Source organism: Kordiimonas lipolytica (genome assembly GCF_042651265.1).
In the GTDB taxonomy this organism is placed as follows: Bacteria; Pseudomonadota; Alphaproteobacteria; order Sphingomonadales; family Kordiimonadaceae; genus Kordiimonas; species Kordiimonas lipolytica.
The window spans coordinates 154,691-171,753 of the sequence record NZ_JBHSCR010000005.1 but is presented as its reverse complement, the minus strand read 5'-3'; the positions used below and the strand labels follow the sequence as shown (position 1 = coordinate 171,753).

At 56.5% G+C, this 17,063-nt stretch carries 18 protein-coding genes; 10 read left to right on the top strand and 8 right to left on the bottom strand.

Annotated features, from left to right (window positions below):
- The first annotated feature begins 42 nt into the window (after positions 1 to 42).
- The 4 genes from ACFO5Q_RS08535 (at position 43) to ACFO5Q_RS08520 (ending at position 5,350) form a co-directional block, all read left to right on the top strand.
- Positions 43 to 1,206 (top strand): ATP phosphoribosyltransferase regulatory subunit, encoded by a 1,164-nt coding sequence (locus tag ACFO5Q_RS08535; RefSeq protein WP_068152133.1) that lies wholly within the window; start codon positions 43 to 45, stop codon positions 1,204 to 1,206.
- Positions 1,207 to 1,244: 38 nt separating this feature from the next.
- Entirely contained in the window at positions 1,245 to 2,537 is a 1,293-nt protein-coding gene (locus ACFO5Q_RS08530) for an adenylosuccinate synthase (protein WP_068152139.1), read from the top strand.
- A gap of 211 nt (positions 2,538 to 2,748) precedes the next feature.
- Entirely contained in the window at positions 2,749 to 4,776 is a 2,028-nt protein-coding gene (locus tag ACFO5Q_RS08525; protein ID WP_068152144.1) for a hypothetical protein, read from the top strand.
- A gap of 34 nt (positions 4,777 to 4,810) precedes the next feature.
- The gene (locus tag ACFO5Q_RS08520) at positions 4,811 to 5,350 is read left to right on the top strand and encodes a hypothetical protein (protein WP_068152152.1); all 540 of its coding nucleotides are present in this window, start codon (positions 4,811 to 4,813) and stop codon (positions 5,348 to 5,350) included.
- Positions 5,351 to 5,370: 20 nt separating this feature from the next.
- On the opposite strand, the gene rpoH is transcribed toward ACFO5Q_RS08520, so the two are convergent.
- Both rpoH and ACFO5Q_RS08510 read right to left on the bottom strand, forming a co-directional pair.
- Complete coding sequence (gene rpoH, locus ACFO5Q_RS08515; protein ID WP_068152153.1) at positions 5,371 to 6,267, bottom strand: RNA polymerase sigma factor RpoH; 897 nt, start codon at positions 6,265 to 6,267, stop codon at positions 5,371 to 5,373.
- Between the two features lie 85 nt (positions 6,268 to 6,352).
- A complete protein-coding gene (locus ACFO5Q_RS08510) occupies positions 6,353 to 7,333 on the bottom strand; it encodes an RluA family pseudouridine synthase (RefSeq protein ID WP_068152158.1) in 981 nt (326 codons plus the stop codon).
- Positions 7,334 to 7,344: 11 nt separating this feature from the next.
- Here ACFO5Q_RS08510 and ACFO5Q_RS08505 point away from each other — a divergent pair, with 11 nt between their 5' ends.
- The 3 genes from ACFO5Q_RS08505 (at position 7,345) to ACFO5Q_RS08495 (ending at position 9,944) form a co-directional block, all read left to right on the top strand.
- Positions 7,345 to 7,764, top strand: coding sequence for a hypothetical protein (locus ACFO5Q_RS08505; RefSeq protein ID WP_068152161.1), 420 nt, complete (start codon positions 7,345 to 7,347; stop codon positions 7,762 to 7,764).
- Complete coding sequence (locus ACFO5Q_RS08500; protein WP_068152164.1) at positions 7,749 to 8,192, top strand: M67 family metallopeptidase; 444 nt, start codon at positions 7,749 to 7,751, stop codon at positions 8,190 to 8,192. The genes ACFO5Q_RS08505 and ACFO5Q_RS08500 overlap by 16 nt, the downstream gene beginning before the upstream one ends.
- A gap of 123 nt (positions 8,193 to 8,315) precedes the next feature.
- A complete protein-coding gene (locus ACFO5Q_RS08495) occupies positions 8,316 to 9,944 on the top strand; it encodes a long-chain-fatty-acid--CoA ligase (protein WP_068152166.1) in 1,629 nt (542 codons plus the stop codon).
- Positions 9,945 to 10,002: 58 nt separating this feature from the next.
- Here ACFO5Q_RS08495 and ACFO5Q_RS08490 read toward each other — a convergent pair whose 3' ends face one another.
- Positions 10,003 to 10,218 carry a DUF2842 domain-containing protein gene (locus ACFO5Q_RS08490; protein WP_068152168.1) on the bottom strand — a complete coding sequence of 72 codons (216 nt, stop codon included), beginning with the start codon at positions 10,216 to 10,218 and terminating at the stop codon, positions 10,003 to 10,005.
- Positions 10,219 to 10,220: 2 nt separating this feature from the next.
- Positions 10,221 to 10,691 (bottom strand): NUDIX hydrolase, encoded by a 471-nt coding sequence (locus ACFO5Q_RS08485; protein WP_068152567.1) that lies wholly within the window; start codon positions 10,689 to 10,691, stop codon positions 10,221 to 10,223.
- 65 nt (positions 10,692 to 10,756) lie between these two features.
- Here ACFO5Q_RS08485 and ACFO5Q_RS08480 point away from each other — a divergent pair, with 65 nt between their 5' ends.
- Positions 10,757 to 11,449, top strand: a complete 693-nt coding sequence (locus tag ACFO5Q_RS08480) for an SOS response-associated peptidase (RefSeq protein WP_068152170.1) — start codon at positions 10,757 to 10,759, stop codon at positions 11,447 to 11,449.
- Positions 11,450 to 11,485: 36 nt separating this feature from the next.
- Positions 11,486 to 12,298 carry an enoyl-CoA hydratase/isomerase family protein gene (locus ACFO5Q_RS08475; protein WP_068152172.1) on the top strand — a complete coding sequence of 271 codons (813 nt, stop codon included), beginning with the start codon at positions 11,486 to 11,488 and terminating at the stop codon, positions 12,296 to 12,298.
- On the opposite strand, the gene ACFO5Q_RS08470 is transcribed toward ACFO5Q_RS08475, so the two are convergent.
- Entirely contained in the window at positions 12,295 to 13,140 is an 846-nt protein-coding gene (locus ACFO5Q_RS08470; RefSeq protein ID WP_068152174.1) for a hypothetical protein, read from the bottom strand. The two genes, ACFO5Q_RS08475 and ACFO5Q_RS08470, sit on opposite strands and share 4 nt — an antisense overlap.
- Positions 13,141 to 13,281: 141 nt before the next feature.
- On the opposite strand from ACFO5Q_RS08470, the gene ACFO5Q_RS08465 reads away from it, so the two are divergent.
- On the top strand, positions 13,282 to 14,079 hold the full coding sequence (locus tag ACFO5Q_RS08465) for an SDR family oxidoreductase (RefSeq protein ID WP_068152178.1): 798 nt from the start codon (positions 13,282 to 13,284) through the stop codon (positions 14,077 to 14,079).
- 96 nt (positions 14,080 to 14,175) lie between these two features.
- On the opposite strand, the gene ACFO5Q_RS08460 is transcribed toward ACFO5Q_RS08465, so the two are convergent.
- The 3 genes from ACFO5Q_RS08460 to ACFO5Q_RS08450 all read right to left on the bottom strand — a co-directional run bounded on the left by ACFO5Q_RS08460 (position 14,176) and on the right by ACFO5Q_RS08450 (position 16,889).
- Complete coding sequence (locus ACFO5Q_RS08460) at positions 14,176 to 14,814, bottom strand: PAS domain-containing protein (protein WP_068152180.1); 639 nt, start codon at positions 14,812 to 14,814, stop codon at positions 14,176 to 14,178.
- Between the two features lie 86 nt (positions 14,815 to 14,900).
- A complete protein-coding gene (locus ACFO5Q_RS08455; RefSeq protein ID WP_068152182.1) occupies positions 14,901 to 15,386 on the bottom strand; it encodes a nuclear transport factor 2 family protein in 486 nt (161 codons plus the stop codon).
- Positions 15,387 to 15,443: 57 nt separating this feature from the next.
- Entirely contained in the window at positions 15,444 to 16,889 is a 1,446-nt protein-coding gene (locus ACFO5Q_RS08450; protein ID WP_068152570.1) for an alanine/glycine:cation symporter family protein, read from the bottom strand.
- Positions 16,890 to 17,063: the final 174 nt, after the last annotated feature.

Sequence of the window (17,063 nt, the reverse complement as noted above, 5' to 3'; positions counted from 1 at the left end):
GAGGGGCCACGTTTAGTGGTCAATTGACAAGTGAATGGTCCAATGAAACAGATGGCGGGTGGTGCATACGCACGCCAGGCACTTCTGCCGGAAGGCTTTCGTGATCAACTGGCGCCAAAGGCTGAACAAGAAGCAGCCCTGGTGCGCGGTTTGGTGGATACATTCCTGTCGCATGGATACGACCGTGTGGCCCCGCCTCTTGTAGAATATGAAGACAGTCTGCTTGTGGGCGCCGGGAAAACCCGCGCCAAGCAGATGTTCCGTCTGATGGACCCTGACACCCAGCGCATGATGGCGGTTCGGGCCGACATGACCATCCAGATGGCGCGGCTTGCATCCACGCGCCTTGCGGACGCACCGCGCCCGCTCAGGCTTGCTTATACCGGCAATGTCCTGCGTACCAAAGGCAGTCAGCTGCGCCCAACCCGCCAGTTTGTTCAGGCGGGCGTGGAACTTGTCGGCAGCCCAAGTCTTGAGGCTGAGCTCGAGGTGATTGCAGTCGCTGTTGAGGCGCTCGCTGCAGTGGGAATCGGTGAATTGTCGCTGGATCTCACGGTCGCTCCGCTGGTGGCCATGATGTGCGACCAGCACAAGCTTTCAGGTGATGTGCGCGAAAGCGTGATGGAGGCCCTTGAGGCCAAGGATATCGGCGGGCTAGCGATCCTGCCTGACGCGAGCCGGTCTGCGTTCGAGAAATTGCTGCAGGCCGCTGGGCCGGCAAAGCAGGCCAATGATATGCTGTCTGGCCTTGAGCTCAAAGGCGGCGCCGGCAAGCTTGTCGCCCGTCTCAGCCGCCTGACCGAAATGGTGGAGATCCGCCTGCCTGACCTGTCGCTGACGATCGACCCGTGCGAAAGCCATGGGTTTGAGTATAAGAGCGGAATTGGATTCGCGCTTTTCGCCAAGGGTGGTGAGGGTGAACTGGGCCGCGGTGGGCGCTATATGGTGTCCCATCCTGACGGTCATGAAGAGGAAGCGACCGGTTTTTCCGTCTATCTGGATAGTCTGATGAAGGCGCTTCCTGCGGCCAAAAAGGCCGATCATCTTTTCCTGCCACATGGTACAAAAGCCAGTGATGGCAATAAGTTGCGGGCAGACGGCTGGCGTACAGTGCAGGGCCTTGATGCGGGTGCTGACCCGCTTGCTGAAGCAAAGCGCCTTGGTTGCAGCCATATCTTGCTTGATGAACGGGTTCGACCCGTATAAAAGCTCTGTTTTTAAGAGACCAGTAAAGGGGATTTCGCATGGGCAACGTTGTTGTCGTCGGTAGCCAATGGGGCGATGAAGGCAAGGGCAAGATTGTCGATTGGCTTTCTGAACGCGCTGATGTGGTAGTGCGCTTCCAGGGCGGCCATAACGCCGGCCATACGCTCGTGATCGACGGAAACGTCTATAAGCTGTCCCTGCTGCCATCCGGTATCGTGCGTGGCGGTAAAACCAGCGTTATCGGCAACGGTGTTGTTGTTGATCCTTGGGCGCTCCTCAAGGAGATGGAGACGCTGCGCGGGCAGGGCGTGGATATCAATCCACAGTCGCTGCAGATTGCTGCCAACGCCACCATGATCATGCCCTATCACCGCGAACTGGATGCCATTCGTGAAGACGCCACCAAAGGTGTCAAGATTGGCACTACCCGTCGCGGCATTGGTCCTGCATATGAAGACAAGGTTGGCCGCCGCGCGATCCGCGTTTGCGATTTGCAGTCCCGCGAGATGGTTGAGGCGCGTCTTGAAGTGGCACTGACGCATCATAACGCTGTTCGTCGCGGCCTTGGCCATGACGAGATCGACGGCAATGCTATCGCTGACGAGCTGATGGAAATGGCGGCTGAGATTCTGCCCTATGTAACCAACGTATGGCGCACGCTTGATGATGCCGACAAGGCAGGCAAGAAGGTTCTGTTTGAAGGCGCGCAAGGCACGCTTCTGGACGTTGACCACGGTACGTACCCCTTTGTGACGTCGTCCAATACCATCGCAGGCCAGGCTGCTGGCGGTTCCGGCATGGGGCCGTCGTCACTGGGATATGTTCTCGGTATCACCAAAGCATACACAACCCGCGTTGGCTCGGGCCCGTTCCCGAGCGAACTGAACGACGAGATTGGTCAATATCTGGGCGAAAAGGGCCACGAGTTCGGTACCGTTACCGGCCGTTCCCGCCGCTGCGGTTGGTTCGATGCCGTGCTAGTTCGTCAGAGCCTGACCATTGGTGGTGTGACCGGTATCGCTCTCACCAAACTGGATGTGCTTGACGGACTTGAGGAACTCAAGGTCTGCGTGGGGTACAAGCATAAGGGCGAAGTGATTGATTATCTGCCATACGGCATGGAAGATCAGGCCGAGGTTGAGCCTGTTTACGAGACGCTGGAAGGTTGGCAGGAAAGCACGTTTGGCGCCCGCAGTTGGGCGGATTTGCCGGCGACCGCAGTGAAATATATTCGCCGTATCGAAGAGCTGATTGGTGTGCCTGTGGCGCTTTTGTCCACAAGTCCTGAGCGGGATGACACCATTCTGGTGCGCGATCCATTCCTGGATTAATGCGTTTGCTGCATTTCCCAGCTTAAGCGAAATAGACACAAAACGCCGCTAACTCCCCGGAGAGGCGGCGTTTTTTTTGTGGAACTATTGCATCTAAAGGTAATATGATTTTAATGTTAACTGTATTCCCGCATAACGGGGTACAGAATAGAAGTCTAGCGCTGTCATGGGGCACGAGAGCGCCGGCTTTTGCATGTAAGGGGATTTGGGCTTGAGTGGTGATAATACACCAGTTCCGGGCGGTCAGAGCGCTTTCGGTGACCGGTACGACGTGAAGACGTCTGCGCCGCTGCCCGAATTCACCACGTATGGCGGCGATGCCTTCATGGCTGTCGACAAGGAGCGACCGGGCAAAGATATCTATGCCCTAGTGCAGCACCCCACCATTCCTGTTCGGAATGAAGTCTATAAAAGCTTGAAAAGCCGCCCCGTTGCCAATGTGGTGAACCCCATTGATCGCGGCCTGATGAACTTGGATATGGGCGGGCAGCGTCAGCGATTGGTTACTATCTTTGAGCGTCCAACCGGTGGTGCCTTGTTCGGACCGGATGGCAAGGTGCATCCGCGCGTCAACACCAACAAGCTAAGGCAGAGCATCGTCCTTTCAGCGCTGAAGGCAATTGCGGCGGTTCACAAGCGTGGCTTTACCCATCGCAGTATCAAGCCTACCAACCTGTTTTTTGCCGCGCCCGATGGTGACGAAGTCTGTATCGGTGAATGCTATAGCGCCCCGCCGGGTTTCAAACACCCTTTTGCGCTGGAGCCGCTGAAGCTTGCGCTCGCGGACGAAACTGCGCGTGGCGATGGCGATATCGAAAGCGATTTTTACCAGCTGGGCGCCTGCCTGCAGAGCCTTTATTTCGGTGAAGCGCTTTGGCAAGGCAAGGACCGGGACAGTCTATTGATGGCACGGGTCAACCAGAGTTCATTTTGGGCGTTGGGGGGTGGCCGTGAAATACCTGGCGCTCTGGGGAACCTGATCCGGGGCCTCATGGCGGATGATGAAGATGAACGATGGGGCGCGGAAGATATCCTTGACTGGTTCGAGGGCGTAGGCAAACCGAAGCGGACAAGCATGAAGGCCTGGTCCATGAACCGGCCCACCAGCTTCAAGGGCGTGGCCTATGTGGACCGAAGGCTCCTGGCCGATGCTTTCGCACGTGACCCGCGGGAGGCAGCAAACTTTCTGAAGGGAATCGATTTCCCGGCTTGGGTGCAATTGTCCTTCCGTGACGAGATATTGACCGAGCGGCTCGAAGCGACGCTCAATGTCGTGCCAGGCGGCGGGCTTGGTGGCACACGGCCAGATGACTATAAAATGGTTGCCCGGGTCTGTATGTTCCTGCACCCTACGGGGCCAGTCCGTTTCAAGGGGCATTCTTTCTTTCTTGATGGATTGCCGTCTGCCCTTGCTGACGCCTTTTCCCGCGAAGACCGTGATCTGATTGGTGTGATCCTGGACTTGTTCGATGAAAGGTTCCTCAACGCACTGGCGGAAATCTGTGGTGAGCGCAATGAGCGCTTCATGACACAGGTGCGTGGCCTGCGGCCAATCATGATTCATGGCAGCAGCAAGTCGCTCGGACGTGGCATGGAGCGGGTTCTTTATGCCATGAACCCGATTTTGCCCTGCGTCAGCCAGCGCTTCAACAATGTCTGGATCGGGTCTATCAAGCAGATGATGAGGGCGCTGGACCGCCTTGCCGCAACGGGGCAGCTGAAAAGCGTATTGTTGGACCGTCACATCGCTGCATTCTGTACAGCACACGGCAGTGACCTTGAGCGAGACTTCAACAAGATTGCAGCTGCGCAGAATGACCCGGTGCGACTGAACAGCCTGAGTGCCGAGTTCTTCGGTATGTTGCAGCGCCGTTTCAAGCTTGAGCCCTTGCATAATCTGACAGAAAAAATGGTTGATGGATTGTCCACATCGGTGAAGGCACTGAAGAACAAGAAACGCCGGGAGCGTGTGAGTGCACTCCTCGAAAAGGTGAAGAAAAGTGGTGACGTACACAAGTTGACCAGCGAGCTGAACATGTCGCGAATTCAGGTTGAGGATTCTCGGGAGTTCGCCCAGGCGAGAACTGCCCTCATGAAACTGGACCGGGAAAAGGCCAGGCTTACGCGCAAGATTCAGCCTACTGACCCAGATGCGAGGGTGAAAGGGCTGCGCGGCAGTCGTTTAGTTGCCCTTGTTGTCATGTTATTTGTAGGATTTATGTCCTTCTTCTCTGGATAGACGCGACCCAGATAAGGAACCTGTGGGAAAAAGAATGGCGAAGAAGAAAAAGCAACCTACACCAATGCGGATGCGCCGGCGGATCAACCAACGCCAGGAGGTGAGCGCGTTCGGGCCGCTGTTGGTCGCAGGCCTGATTGGCCTTGCTATCTTCAGTTTGCCAGCCGTTGGTGTTGCCATTGTCGGCTTGGCACCAACTATGGTGCTGGGCCTGACTGCCAAGGGAGTCAATAAGGCTGAACGCGTGCAATGCGTTGGCTTTATGAATATTGCGGGTGTGTTGCCATTTGTTGCCGCTGTCATGGATCAGCCCAGGGAGTTGATGTTCATTCTGGCCAATCCGATCAACCTAGCCACTATGTATGGTGCTTCTGCTGTTGGGTACGCGCTCGTTCATGTTGGACCTATGGTTGCTGCCATCGTGTTGCAAAGTCTGGCGCAGGAGCGCATCAAGTCATTGAATCAGCAGCGCCAAGGCCTTATTGAGCTTTGGGGTGCGGACGTGCTTGGTGATAAGGACGGGCCCGAGGAAGAGCCTGCCTGGGCTCAGCAGGGGCGCCGCCCTGGTGCCTAAAGGGCTATTATGGCCGCTTGCTAGTGTGTGGGCGGATTGCCAAGACCGGCTTCTGAGGCCGCAAGACGCATGGCTTTCTGAACCTTTTCAAATGCCCGTACTTCGATCTGGCGCACACGTTCGCGGCTGACACCATATTCCTGGCTTAGTTCCTCAAGCGTTTTCGGTGGTTCCGCCAAGCGGCGTTCCTGGAAGATGTGCCGCTCGCGATCATTGAGGTCCGCCATGGCGTTTTCCAGAAGCTCAAGCCGCTGGTCTCGCTCTTCCTTGTCAGCAACGAGTGTTTCCTGGTCTGGGTTCTCATCCACCAGCCAGTCTTGCCATTCGCCTTCTGCGTCGGCACGCAGCGGTGCGTTTAGGGAATGGTCCATCGCCGACATGCGACGGTTCATGCTGATGACATCGTCTTCCGGCACATCAAGTTTCTTGGCGATCTTGGCTACATGCTCTGGTGTCAGGTCACCTTCCTCGACCGCTGCGATCTGTCCCTTGGTGCGGCGCAGATTGAAGAATAGCTTCTTCTGGGCAGCCGTGGTGCCGATTTTCACCAGCGACCAGCTGCGCAGGATATATTCCTGGATTGCGGCCCTGATCCACCACATGGCGTAAGTAGCCAGACGGAAGCCTTTTTCGGGGTCAAAGCGTTTTACAGCCTGCATCATCCCCACATTGCCTTCTGCGATCAGGTCTGCGACAGGCAGGCCGTAACCGCGGTATCCCATGGCAATTTTTGCCACAAGGCGCAGGTGACTGGTTACCAGTTTGTGGGCAGCCTCGCGGTCCTCATGCTCGGTCCAGGCCTTGGCCAGCATATATTCCTCTTCCTGCGCGAGCATCGGGAATTTCCGGATGTCCTGCAGGTATTGGCTCAGGCTGCCTTCAGGTGACAAAGTGGGCAAGTTACTTGGAGTCGACATATTCCTATCCCTAACCGCTTTTATTGTTTGCCGCTTAGTTTACTGCGGCTTTCTGGTCCTCGTCAAACACGCAAAAAAGAGGCACCTACACCCGGTAGGGTGCCAGTGTCTCCAAAAGCTCTTTCATGTCATATGGTAAGTCGCTCTCGAATTTAAAGGTCTCACCGGTGATTGGGTGCTGAAAACCGAGCAGGCGGGCGTGGAGCGCCTGACGCTTGAAGGACTGGAGCGCTGCACGCGCTGCGCCTTTGATGCTGCCCGGCACGGTTGAACGCGCGTAAACGGGGTCTCCCACCAGCGGGTGGCCAATATGGGCCATGTGGACACGCACCTGATGGGTGCGTCCGGTTTCAAGTTGGCATTCGATCAGGCTTGCGATGGCGATGCCGTTTTGGGCGAAGTGCGCCTGGGTGCGGTAATGGGTCGCCGCCCATTTGCCGCCGTGGTCCGTGACGGCCATGCGCTTCCTGTCGACCGGATGGCGCGCGATATTGCCTTCGATCCGCCCACTTGGCGGCACAGGGTGCCCCTTGCACACAGCAGTATATAACCGTTCGATGGAATGGTCGGCGAACTGTTCCGCAAGGCCGTTGTGGGCCTTGTCATGTTTGGCGACCACCAGAAGGCCGCTTGTATCCTTGTCGATGCGGTGCACAATGCCCGGGCGCTTCACGCCGCCGATGCCGCTCAGGCTGCCATGACAGTGGTGCAGAAGTGCGTTTACAAGCGTGCCGGATGGGCTGCCTGCCGCCGGATGGACCACCATGCCTGGCGCTTTGTTGACGACAATAAGGTGCTCGTCCTCGAATACGATATCAAGCGGGATGTCTTCAGCCTGCGGCTCTGGGTCCTCGGGTGCAGGGATATTGACCTGGTAGCTTTCACCCGCTTTTATCTTGCGCGATGCGCTGATCTTGCCGCCTGAATGCAGCTCAAGAACCTGGCCGCCTTCAATCAGGGCCTTGAGGCGGGAACGCGAAATGTCTGGCATTGCGTCCGCAAGCACTTTATCAAGGCGGCTGCCGACCTGGTCCGGCCCGATATCGATTTTGAATGTGTCGCTCATGGAGACATCTTATGATGCCACAAGACGAAAAAGTCACGCCCCAGAATGAAGGTGCTCCGGTTTCGGGGGCTGAAGAAGAGGCAGTGCCGAAGCATACCGGCATGAAGCTCTTAGTGATCGGGCTTGGAATTGCCATTCTCGCGATGGTTGGCTTGATGGTCTACAAAATCTCCGAACGTGCCGCTGAAAGCCTGATGGATGAAGGGGATGCCGGTCCCGTGGTTGCCGAACCTGCTGCAGTACCTGCGCGGTCTTACGGCGATTTCTCTGTTGAACGGCCGGTGGGCGCGACGCTTGTGTCCGTTAGTGCCGAGGGCGCTGAAATGATATTCCATTTCCGCTCTAACGAAGGTGACACCATCGTTACGTTGAACCGCCTGACGGGCGAACAGGCCAAAGTGGATGTGCCGCTGGTATGGCAGAAGCAGTAACGGTCCGGCTGAGCACCACCCTTGTGGAAATGCTGGAGCGGACGGCCTGGCAGGCTGAGCCCCATGAAGCGTGTGCCCTTCTTCTGGGGGAGGCGGCAGGAGGTGTTGTTACCATCACCCAAGCCGTTGTGACCGAGAATGTCACCGAAGGTAACCCGGAAACCAGTTTCGAGATTGATCCCGGTATGCACATACTGATGCAGAAGGCGGCGCGGGCAGGTGGGCCACAGATTGTCGGCGTCTGGCACAGCCACCCCAATGGCGTCGCCAGACCGTCCGATGCGGACAAAGCACAATCGGTTGAGCGGGGATGGGTGTGGTTGATCACAGCGGCAAAGGATGGTGTGGTCGATCATGCGGCGTTCCGCGCAGACCCTGATGACCCGCATCAGTTGGATAGCTGCACGCTTGAAGTCACCCAAGGCTGACGAAAAAGCGTCACAAAGCGTTTGAAAAGCGTTGGTGCAGACCTATAGTCAAACAAACGCCTGAATCTACCGCTGTTTGGGAAGGCAGCGGCGTTTTGTTTTCGATTATGGGGAGAAGTCTAAGTGCTTGGACAGATGCAAGACTGGCCGTTGCTGGTATCCAAATTCCTGGAGCATGCCGAAATAAACCATCCGCGCCGCGAGATTGTTGGGCTGCTGCCTGAGGGCGGAAAGTTTGCCTATACATACAGCGACTGTGCTGTGCGTGCGAAGAAGTGCGCGCAGGCGCTGGCGCGTCTTGGTGTCGGCATAGGTGACCGTGTGGCGACGCTTGCCTGGAACAGTCACCGGCATATGGAGATCTGGTACGGTGCTTCCGGTATGGGGGCAGTGACCCACACGGTGAACCCGCGCCTGTTCCCGGAACAGCTGATCTACATCATGAACCACGCAGAAGACAAAGTGCTGATGCTGGACATCACCTTTGTGCCGCTGATTGAAGCGATCCATGAACATCTCAAGACCATTGAGCATTATGTGATCATGGTTGGTCGCGACCACATGCCGGATACCAAGCTGCCGAATGCGCTGTCGTACGAGGAGCTGCTGGATGCGGAAGACGGCAACTACAGCTGGCCGACGTTCGATGAGAATACCGCTTGCGGTCTTTGTTACACATCCGGAACGACTGGCCACCCGAAAGGGGTTCTCTATAGCCACAGGTCTAATTTCCTGCATACACTGCTGGCAATTTCCGGGGATACGCTGGGGATTTCATCCCTGTCGACCATTTTGCCGGTTGTGCCGATGTTCCATGCAAACAGCTGGGGTATCCCATATGCGGCGGCGGCCACGGGCGCGAAGATCGCCTTTAACGGCCCGCACCATGAACCTGACGTGCTGCACAAACTGATCATGGACGAGGAAGTGACTGTAACTGCAGCAGTGCCCACCGTATGGTCCGGTATGCTCAAGTATCTTGAAACAACGGGCAAGGACATGGGTAAGCTGGGAATTGTTACAATTGGCGGGTCCGCCGTGCCCAGAAGCATGATCAAAACTTTCCAGGAAAAATACGGTGTTCGCGTGAACCACGCATGGGGCATGACGGAAACCAGCCCACTAGGCAGCCTAGGCAGTGAAAACGCAGCTGTTGCGAACCTGTCGCCAGAAGAAAAGCTGGATGTTCAGACCAAACAGGGCCGGTCGGTTCTGGGTGTTGAGATGTGCATCAAGGACGATGACGGCAACATCATGCCGCGCGACGGCAAGACCTCTGGCCGCGTGATGGTGCGTGGCCCATGGGTGATCGACAGCTACTATAAGGGCGACAGTGGCAAGATCTTGGATGACGACAACTGGTTCGACACCGGTGACATCGCCTGCATTGATGAATACGGCTATATGCAGATCACTGACCGCGCCAAGGATGTGATCAAGTCTGGCGGAGAATGGATCAGTTCAATCGATCTCGAGAATGAGGCCGTTGCGCATCCTGACGTGGTGGAAGCAGCTGTTATCGGTATGCGTCACCCGAAATGGGACGAACGTCCGCTGATGATCGTTGTGCCGGAAAAGGGCAAGACGGTCACTACCGAAGATATGAACGCCTTCCTTGAAACCCGTGTTGTCAAATGGTGGTTGCCTGATGATGTGGTGATGGTGGATGAGATTCCGCACACTGCCACCGGCAAGATTTCCAAAAAGGACCTGCGCGACCAGTTCAAGGATTATAAGTTCCCTGGCACCTAAAACGGGCCGGATCAAAACCAGAAAGCCGCGATACCAAGTGTCGCGGCTTTTATTTTGTCTATTCCGGTTTCTTGCCGCCCATCCAGTAGATGAGCTTTTTGGCGGGCCAGATCCACAAAAGGCCTGCCACAAGATAATAGACGCTCTGGATCGCGACTGAGCTTTCCGCCAGCTTGCCGCCTATGGCAGCCGCCAGGAAAGCATAGGCCATCAGACCGAAAATCAGGGCCAGCATCCCAATCGCACTGCGGGAGGATGGTTTATTGTCGGTCATGGTTAGTGCCTTTCGCTAAGCTGTCGCATCTTGTCTGCCGCCAGTTCGATCAGGCGGCGGGTTTCTGTCCATAGCGGAAGGGCAAGGGCTTCATCAAGAGGGAAAAAGCGGGCATCGACCGCATCTGTTCCCGCAACTGGGTGGCTGTCTGTCGTGAGCGCAAGATAATCAATCAACGTATAGTGAAATTCGAGCGAGCCATCAGGTGCCCGGTCGATATAATCGACCACGTCCAGAAGGCAGGTGGGCTGGATAACGAGGCCGGTTTCCTCCAGCACTTCGCGCGCAACTGCATCATAGGTGGTTTCGCCCAGCATCTGGGCCCCGCCAGGCAGGCTCCACTCATTTTTCTTGGGGGGCTTGCCCCGCTTAATCAAGAGCACATTGTCGCCGTTCATCACCACAGCGCCGACACCAACGATGGGGCGAGTGGGATTTTCCCTAACCTCCGGCTTTTCACTTGCTTCGGTCATAAGCATGCTATTTCTTTGGACATGGTCCCAACAATGGGTGCGGAAGGCAAAAGAGGCAAGGCTTTATGTGTGGACGCTATCTGATGACATCGCCCAAGGATGCGATGATAAAAACCTTCGGCGTGCGTGCAGATGCTCATATTCCCCCGCGCTACAATATTGCCCCCAACCAGCCTGTGCTGATTGTCAGGAACGCTGAGGGCGGCAGGCGCGAGCTTGCTGCCGTGGAATGGGGGCTGGTGCCGGAATGGAAGAAGGAGCGGGGCGACAAGCCGCTGATTAATGCGCGGATGGAAACGGTGATCGAAAAGCCATCGTTCCGCTCTCCAATGAAGCGGACGCGCTGTCTGGTGCCCTTTGACGGCTGGTTTGAGTGGAAAAGCCTGCAGGGACGAAAGCAGCCGTTCCTGATTACGCCGGTTGGCGGCGGCTTACAGGCTTTTGCCGGCATCTGGACCACCTGGCATGGCCCAACAGGCGACCATTGGCTGGAGACGATGGCGATCCTGACAGGTCCTACGCTCGGGCCAATGCGTAGTTTGCACAGCCGTATGCCGCTGGTGGTAAAGCCCGGCCAATATGATGCCTGGCTAAAGCCCCATGACCCGTTGCCGCGTGGCTTTCTTGAAAGTTTCGACTTCATGCCCGAGACCGCCTTTGAGTGGCGTATGGTCAGCAGCCGCATGAATGATGTCCGTTCCGAGGGGCCAGAATGTATTGAGGCACCTGAGCAGGAACGCCAGCACAGCCTGTTTTAAGGCCAGCAAAACTTGTTTCAAGGAAAGTAGAACCGCATGACCGACCTGAACGATCCAACAAGCCCAGTATTTCTTGAAAAGGATGGTGCCATCGGCCGCCTGGTGCTCAATCGGCCCGACAAGCGAAACGCCATGTCGGAAGCCATGTGGGCGTCTATCCCGCATGCTGTAGCGCAGCTTGACGCTGATCCGGATGTGCGGGTGATCATTGTATGTTCATCAAGCGACAAGGCTTTCTCTGCGGGCGCTGATATCGCGGAGCTCGAGCAGATCGGTGGCTCACCAGAGCGTCAGGAAAGCAACCGCCTGGCTATCCGGGATGCGCAGCGGACGCTGGCGCGTGCCAAGAAGCCGACCATTGCCCAGGTGTCCGGCGCCTGCATGGGCGGTGGGTGCGGCATTGCCATCCACTGCGATATGCGATTTGCCGCCAATACGGCGAGGTTCGGCATCACACCCGCCAAGCTGGGGCTGATATACCCGCTCAATGATACCAAACAGCTCATGGACCTTGTCGGGCCCGCGAAGGCAAAAAGCATGCTGTTCACCGGCAGGGTAGTGGACGCGGAGGAGGCTCTGCGCATCGGCCTGGTGGACGAAATTTTTCCGGCTGAAGAGCTATCGGAAAAGACCCTCGGCTTTGCGCACCAGATGGCGCAGGTGTCGCAATATTCGGTGCGGGGCATCAAGCAAACCATCCGTCTTATCCTTGACGGCCAGCACGACGACGATGGGGTTACTGCAAAAATGTTCAAGGACGCCCACAGCGCCTCGGATGCGGCCGAAGGGGTCAGAGCCTTTCTTGAGAAACGCAGCCCAGCGTTTCGCTGGAATGGTGAAACCGATTAAGAAGGGCGCAGGTCGCGAAAGTCAGGAACTTTGTAGAGTGCGGCGACATGCAGGGCTGAGGTCAGGTAGGCGACAAAGCCAGCCACAATTAGCGCCATACGAAATTCAAATTCTTCCGGAACCAGATTGATGGCCATGCTGCCCACTGTAAGGTAAAGCAGGGTGGTAAGCAGGAACAGGATCGCGAGTGACGCGGCGATAGGAACCATGAAAAGCCGGGCGCGCACAAAAGCGGACGGCAATGTTTCCCGCCGGTCGCGTGCTTCCGCCGCGATCGCGAGATGAGCTGTGCTGGTCAAGACAATTGAGGTCCACATCACAAAACCGGCAGCCACAATGGCCACAGCGTTTGTAAGCGGCCCTAGAGCTGCGGCGAGTCCCACAATCAGTGACAGGGCAAAAAAAGCTACCAAAATGCTGATGCCATTTGCAGCAACCATGTGAAGGAAGGACCGTAGCCCGCGGATCATGAAGGCGCGCATGCCGCCTGCAGCAGGGACAAGGTTGCCTGGGGCGGACGCCCGGGCAAAGGGGATTAACAAGAAAGTAGACACTGCTGTAGCCGCCAAATGGCCCAGCAACAGGGTAGATAACCCTTGATTGACAACAGAGGCAATTTCCTCATCTCTTTCGCTTGGAGTGCCCGTGTCTGGATAGACTTCGACCACATTCTCTGGATAGATTTCGATCAGATTCTCTAGAATTGTAGCAGCCGGCGCATAGACAATGCTGCTGCCGATACCCGCCAGCAGGGCCAGCAGAATCAACAGCTCTGTTCTGGCTTTTGCCGCCTGAAACGCGGCGCCGACAAGGCCTGTTATGGTCGGTGTCTGAAACTGCATATTGTCTGCTCCGATCCCCGCCTAACCTAAGGGAAGCTATTGGTTTTGCAAAGGGAATTTCCCTTCTTTAAGGTATAGGTCATTTGAAGCTGGCGGCTTTCGCCTTATTATTATTCCAAAGGTTCGCAAGGGGAGACAATCATGTTCGAGGGCCAAACAGTTTGGATCACGGGCGCATCGTCCGGTATTGGCGAGGCGCTTGCTCATCAGTTCGCGAAGGAGGGGGCCAAACTCATCCTGTCCGCTAGGCGCGCTGAAGAACTGGAGCGTGTGCGTGAAGCCTGCATCGCAGAAGGCGCACAGGGCGGAGACATGCTTGTACTCCCCCTTGATGTCACGGATGAAGCTTCGCTGCCGGGCAAGGTTGCTGAGGCCAAAGCCTTCACGAGCCGGATCGATATGCTGATCAATAACGCGGGCATTTCCCAGCGGTCGCTATGTGTCGATACGGAAATGGCAACCTACCGTCGCCTGTTCGAAGTAGATGTGTTTGGTCAGATCGCACTCACCAAACTGGTGCTGCCGGTTATGTTGGAGCAGAAGAGCGGCCACCTGGCTGTGACAGCATCGGTTGCGGGCAAGATTGGCGTATCACAGCGCACTGGATACTGTGCGGCGAAGCACGCCATGATGGGCTTTTTCGATGCGCTGCGGGCAGAGGTGGCGAAAGACGGTATTTCGGTTACCACCATCACACCGGGGTTTATCCGCACAAACATCGCCAAGCACGCCCTCAAGGGCGATGGTTCAGAGTTTGCGAAAGTGGACCAGAACATCGCCGGCGGCATGGACGTGGACGCCTGTGCCCGCGTGATTATGAAGGGCTTCAAGAAGGGGCGGAAGGAAATTCCTGTGGGCGAGGGCAGCGAGATGAAAGCGCTGTGGGTGAAACGCTTCTTCCCGAACCTCTTGTTCAAGATGGTGCAGAAAATGGGCTGAAGCCGCCCGAAGATGGCGCGGGAGCGTCAGTGTCAAAGCGAATATCCGTGGGAATATCCTTGGCACCTGTCTCCCGACCATCCTTCAGGAGGACCTTCAAGCATCCAGCAGGTTGTCGCTGCCGGGCCTTGGCTTTGAGGGCATGAATCGGTCCCACCAGCGGCTTTCCACGACGGGACGTGGGCGCGGTGCCGGTTTTTCAAATGTCACCAACGGCTTGCCCTGGCCGAGATCGATGAATTCAATGTTCGATACTTTCTGGTGGTCCAGCATCAGGCGGTCATTGATCCGGCCATAGCGTGGCTGTTTCAGGTAAACCGAACAGCCGATGATATATGTCGGGGCGCCGATCTCGTCCGCAAGCGGCAGATAGAGCGATTCCACTTCAGTGCTGTCGCCGTTTCGCCGCATGACGGTTTCCTGCATCTGCACGCCGCTGGGCTGGTCAAGAATGGCTTCATAGAGGCGGGCCGTGTTTTCGCGCATGTTGGGTGTTGTCAGGTCAAATGCATTGATACCTGCGATCGGCGTTTGCCACAGGCTGTCTTCGGACGTGCCGATCATGGACACCTGCACGTCATAGCGGTCAATACGCTTCATCAGCGAGATGCGTGGCAGCAACTCGTGCAAATCGGTTGGATGCAGCACACATTTTCTGGGCAAGGCCGCGCCTGCGTCGCGCGGCAAAGTGTGCCAATACTCAAGTAAACGCCCCAAAACACCGGAAACGGGCATACACGCCTCCTCTTCCCTCAGCTGGAACCCACTAGTGAAGAAATCATGAGGCGCGATTGCTGCCGGTTCAAGACAAGGCTGCTGACCTATTCTTGGCCTGCTTTTTGCCGCTCTTCAAATGCCTGAATCTGTTCAGTGATTCCCTTTGCCAGATCATTCGGCAGCGGGAAGGTGAGATGGTACTGAGAAATTTTCCAGCCGCCATTTGTGCGAATCAGCACACCTGTACCCCGGCTGGTGCCATATTTTGCGTTATCCAGCAGTTCGTCGAACCAGGCTGTGTTGCCGTCAGGCGCAAAATTGACGTGCCGCTCGCGAACCGTATAGGTCCAGCCGTTCGTTGGGCGGGCGTAAGCTTCAAAAGTTGGCTTGTCCCAGCGCTCAGATGCGTCTGTGCCCAGGAAGATGGCATCGTCGCTCATCAGGCCGAAATAGGTTTCCCAGTCAGCGCCTGCGGCTGCGTTGTGGAAGTTGTCCAAGGCGTTGTTCACAGCGATTCTGTCGGCTTCATCTGCTGCAAGCGGGGCAGAGCAGGCGGCCAGAAAGAGAAAACATACCATCAAATAACGCATGGACTTGCTCCAGAAGTTGGAAAGCCGTGCCAGCCCAAAACCGACGCGGCAGACCGATTAAGTGTTCGCTTTGATTTCGCCGGACCTCAGGCGCGCCAGATAATCCTTCAGGTCGCGCTTAAGCTCAGGGGCCATCAGATAGATACCGATCACATTGGGGACCGCCATCAGGAAGAACATGCTGTCCATCAGTGTATAGACTTCAGATACAGAGAACACAGCGCCCGGAACCAGAGCGACACAGAAAATGATTTTGAACAGGTTCATGGACTGATTGCTGCCCCCAAACAGAAACTCCCATACCTTTCCGGAATAGTAGCCCCAGCTGATGATGGTGGAGTAGGCGAACAGGAAGGCCGCAACAGCAAGTACCCATGGGAACCAGCTGATTACGCTGCCAAATGCTGTGGATGTCAGAGAAATGCCAGCCGCACCTGATTGGTCGAGGTAGACACCGGTGATAACGATCACAAGCGCGGTCATGGTGGACACGACAACGGTATCAACGAAAGGTTCCATCAACGCAACCATGCCTTCGGAGACGGGCTCGTTGGTTTTGGCTGCGGCGTGCGCCATGGTGGCGGACCCAAGGCCTGCTTCGGTGGAATAAACTGCACGCTGCATGGCAATGATGATCGTGCCAATCAGGCCACCCATGCCCGCCTCAAGCGAGAAGGCGGATTCAAAGATGGTAACGAATGCAGCTGGAACTTCCGTGATGTGTGAGCCAATGATGATCAGGGCGCCAACAATATAGATGCCTGCCATCGCCGGTACGAGGCGCGCGGTCACGCTTGCGATAGACTTGATACCACCAATAATAACGATGGCTGTAAGCAACGCCATGATAACGCCGAATCCCCACCGGCTGGGCTCGCTGTCGATGCCGGTAACAGCCGCAACAGCTTCAAAAGACTGATTCACCTGCGCCACTTGTAGCAGGGTTGGTAGCGCCAGAAGGGCATAGCTCCACGCCAGGAATTTGCCAGTTTTACTCCAGCCCGCGCCGCGCGTTTTCAGACCACGTTCCAGATAATACATTGGGCCGCCAGCCACGGTGCCATCAGCGCGTACGTCGCGGTATTTTACGCCAAGCGTACATTCCGCGAACTTCAGCGTCATGGCGCAGAAGCCAATCAGCACCATCCAGAAAGTGGCGCCGGGACCGCCGGTTGAGATGGCTACGGCCACACCGGCGATGTTACCCAAGCCAACAGTGCCCGAAAGGGCGGTGGCAAGGGCCTGGAACTGGGTCACTTCACCATCCGCGCTATCGTCGTGATAGTCGCCTTTTACAATCCGCCACGCGCGTTTAAAGCTGGTGACGTTCACAAAACCGAAATAGAGGGTGAGGATAATCATCGGCAGGGCGAGGAAGGCGACGATCCATTCCACTTCCAAGCCGAAGATATTGATCGTGCTGAAAACGAAGTCGCCGAGGGCGTTTATTCCGTCGGCCAACATCTGCACGAAACCGCTGCGGGTGTCGCTATCTTGAGCCATCAATGGTGCGGTGAATGCCAAGCTGGCCAGCGTGGCTGCCAGAATACGCTTTAACTGAAACACGTCCTCTCCCCAGAGTTATCTTGTGTTATTTGCCCGGCAGAGTAGGCGAGGGGGCACAAGGATGGAAGCCCAAAATTGGCAGACTGCCCTCAAACGGCGGATTCCCGCACG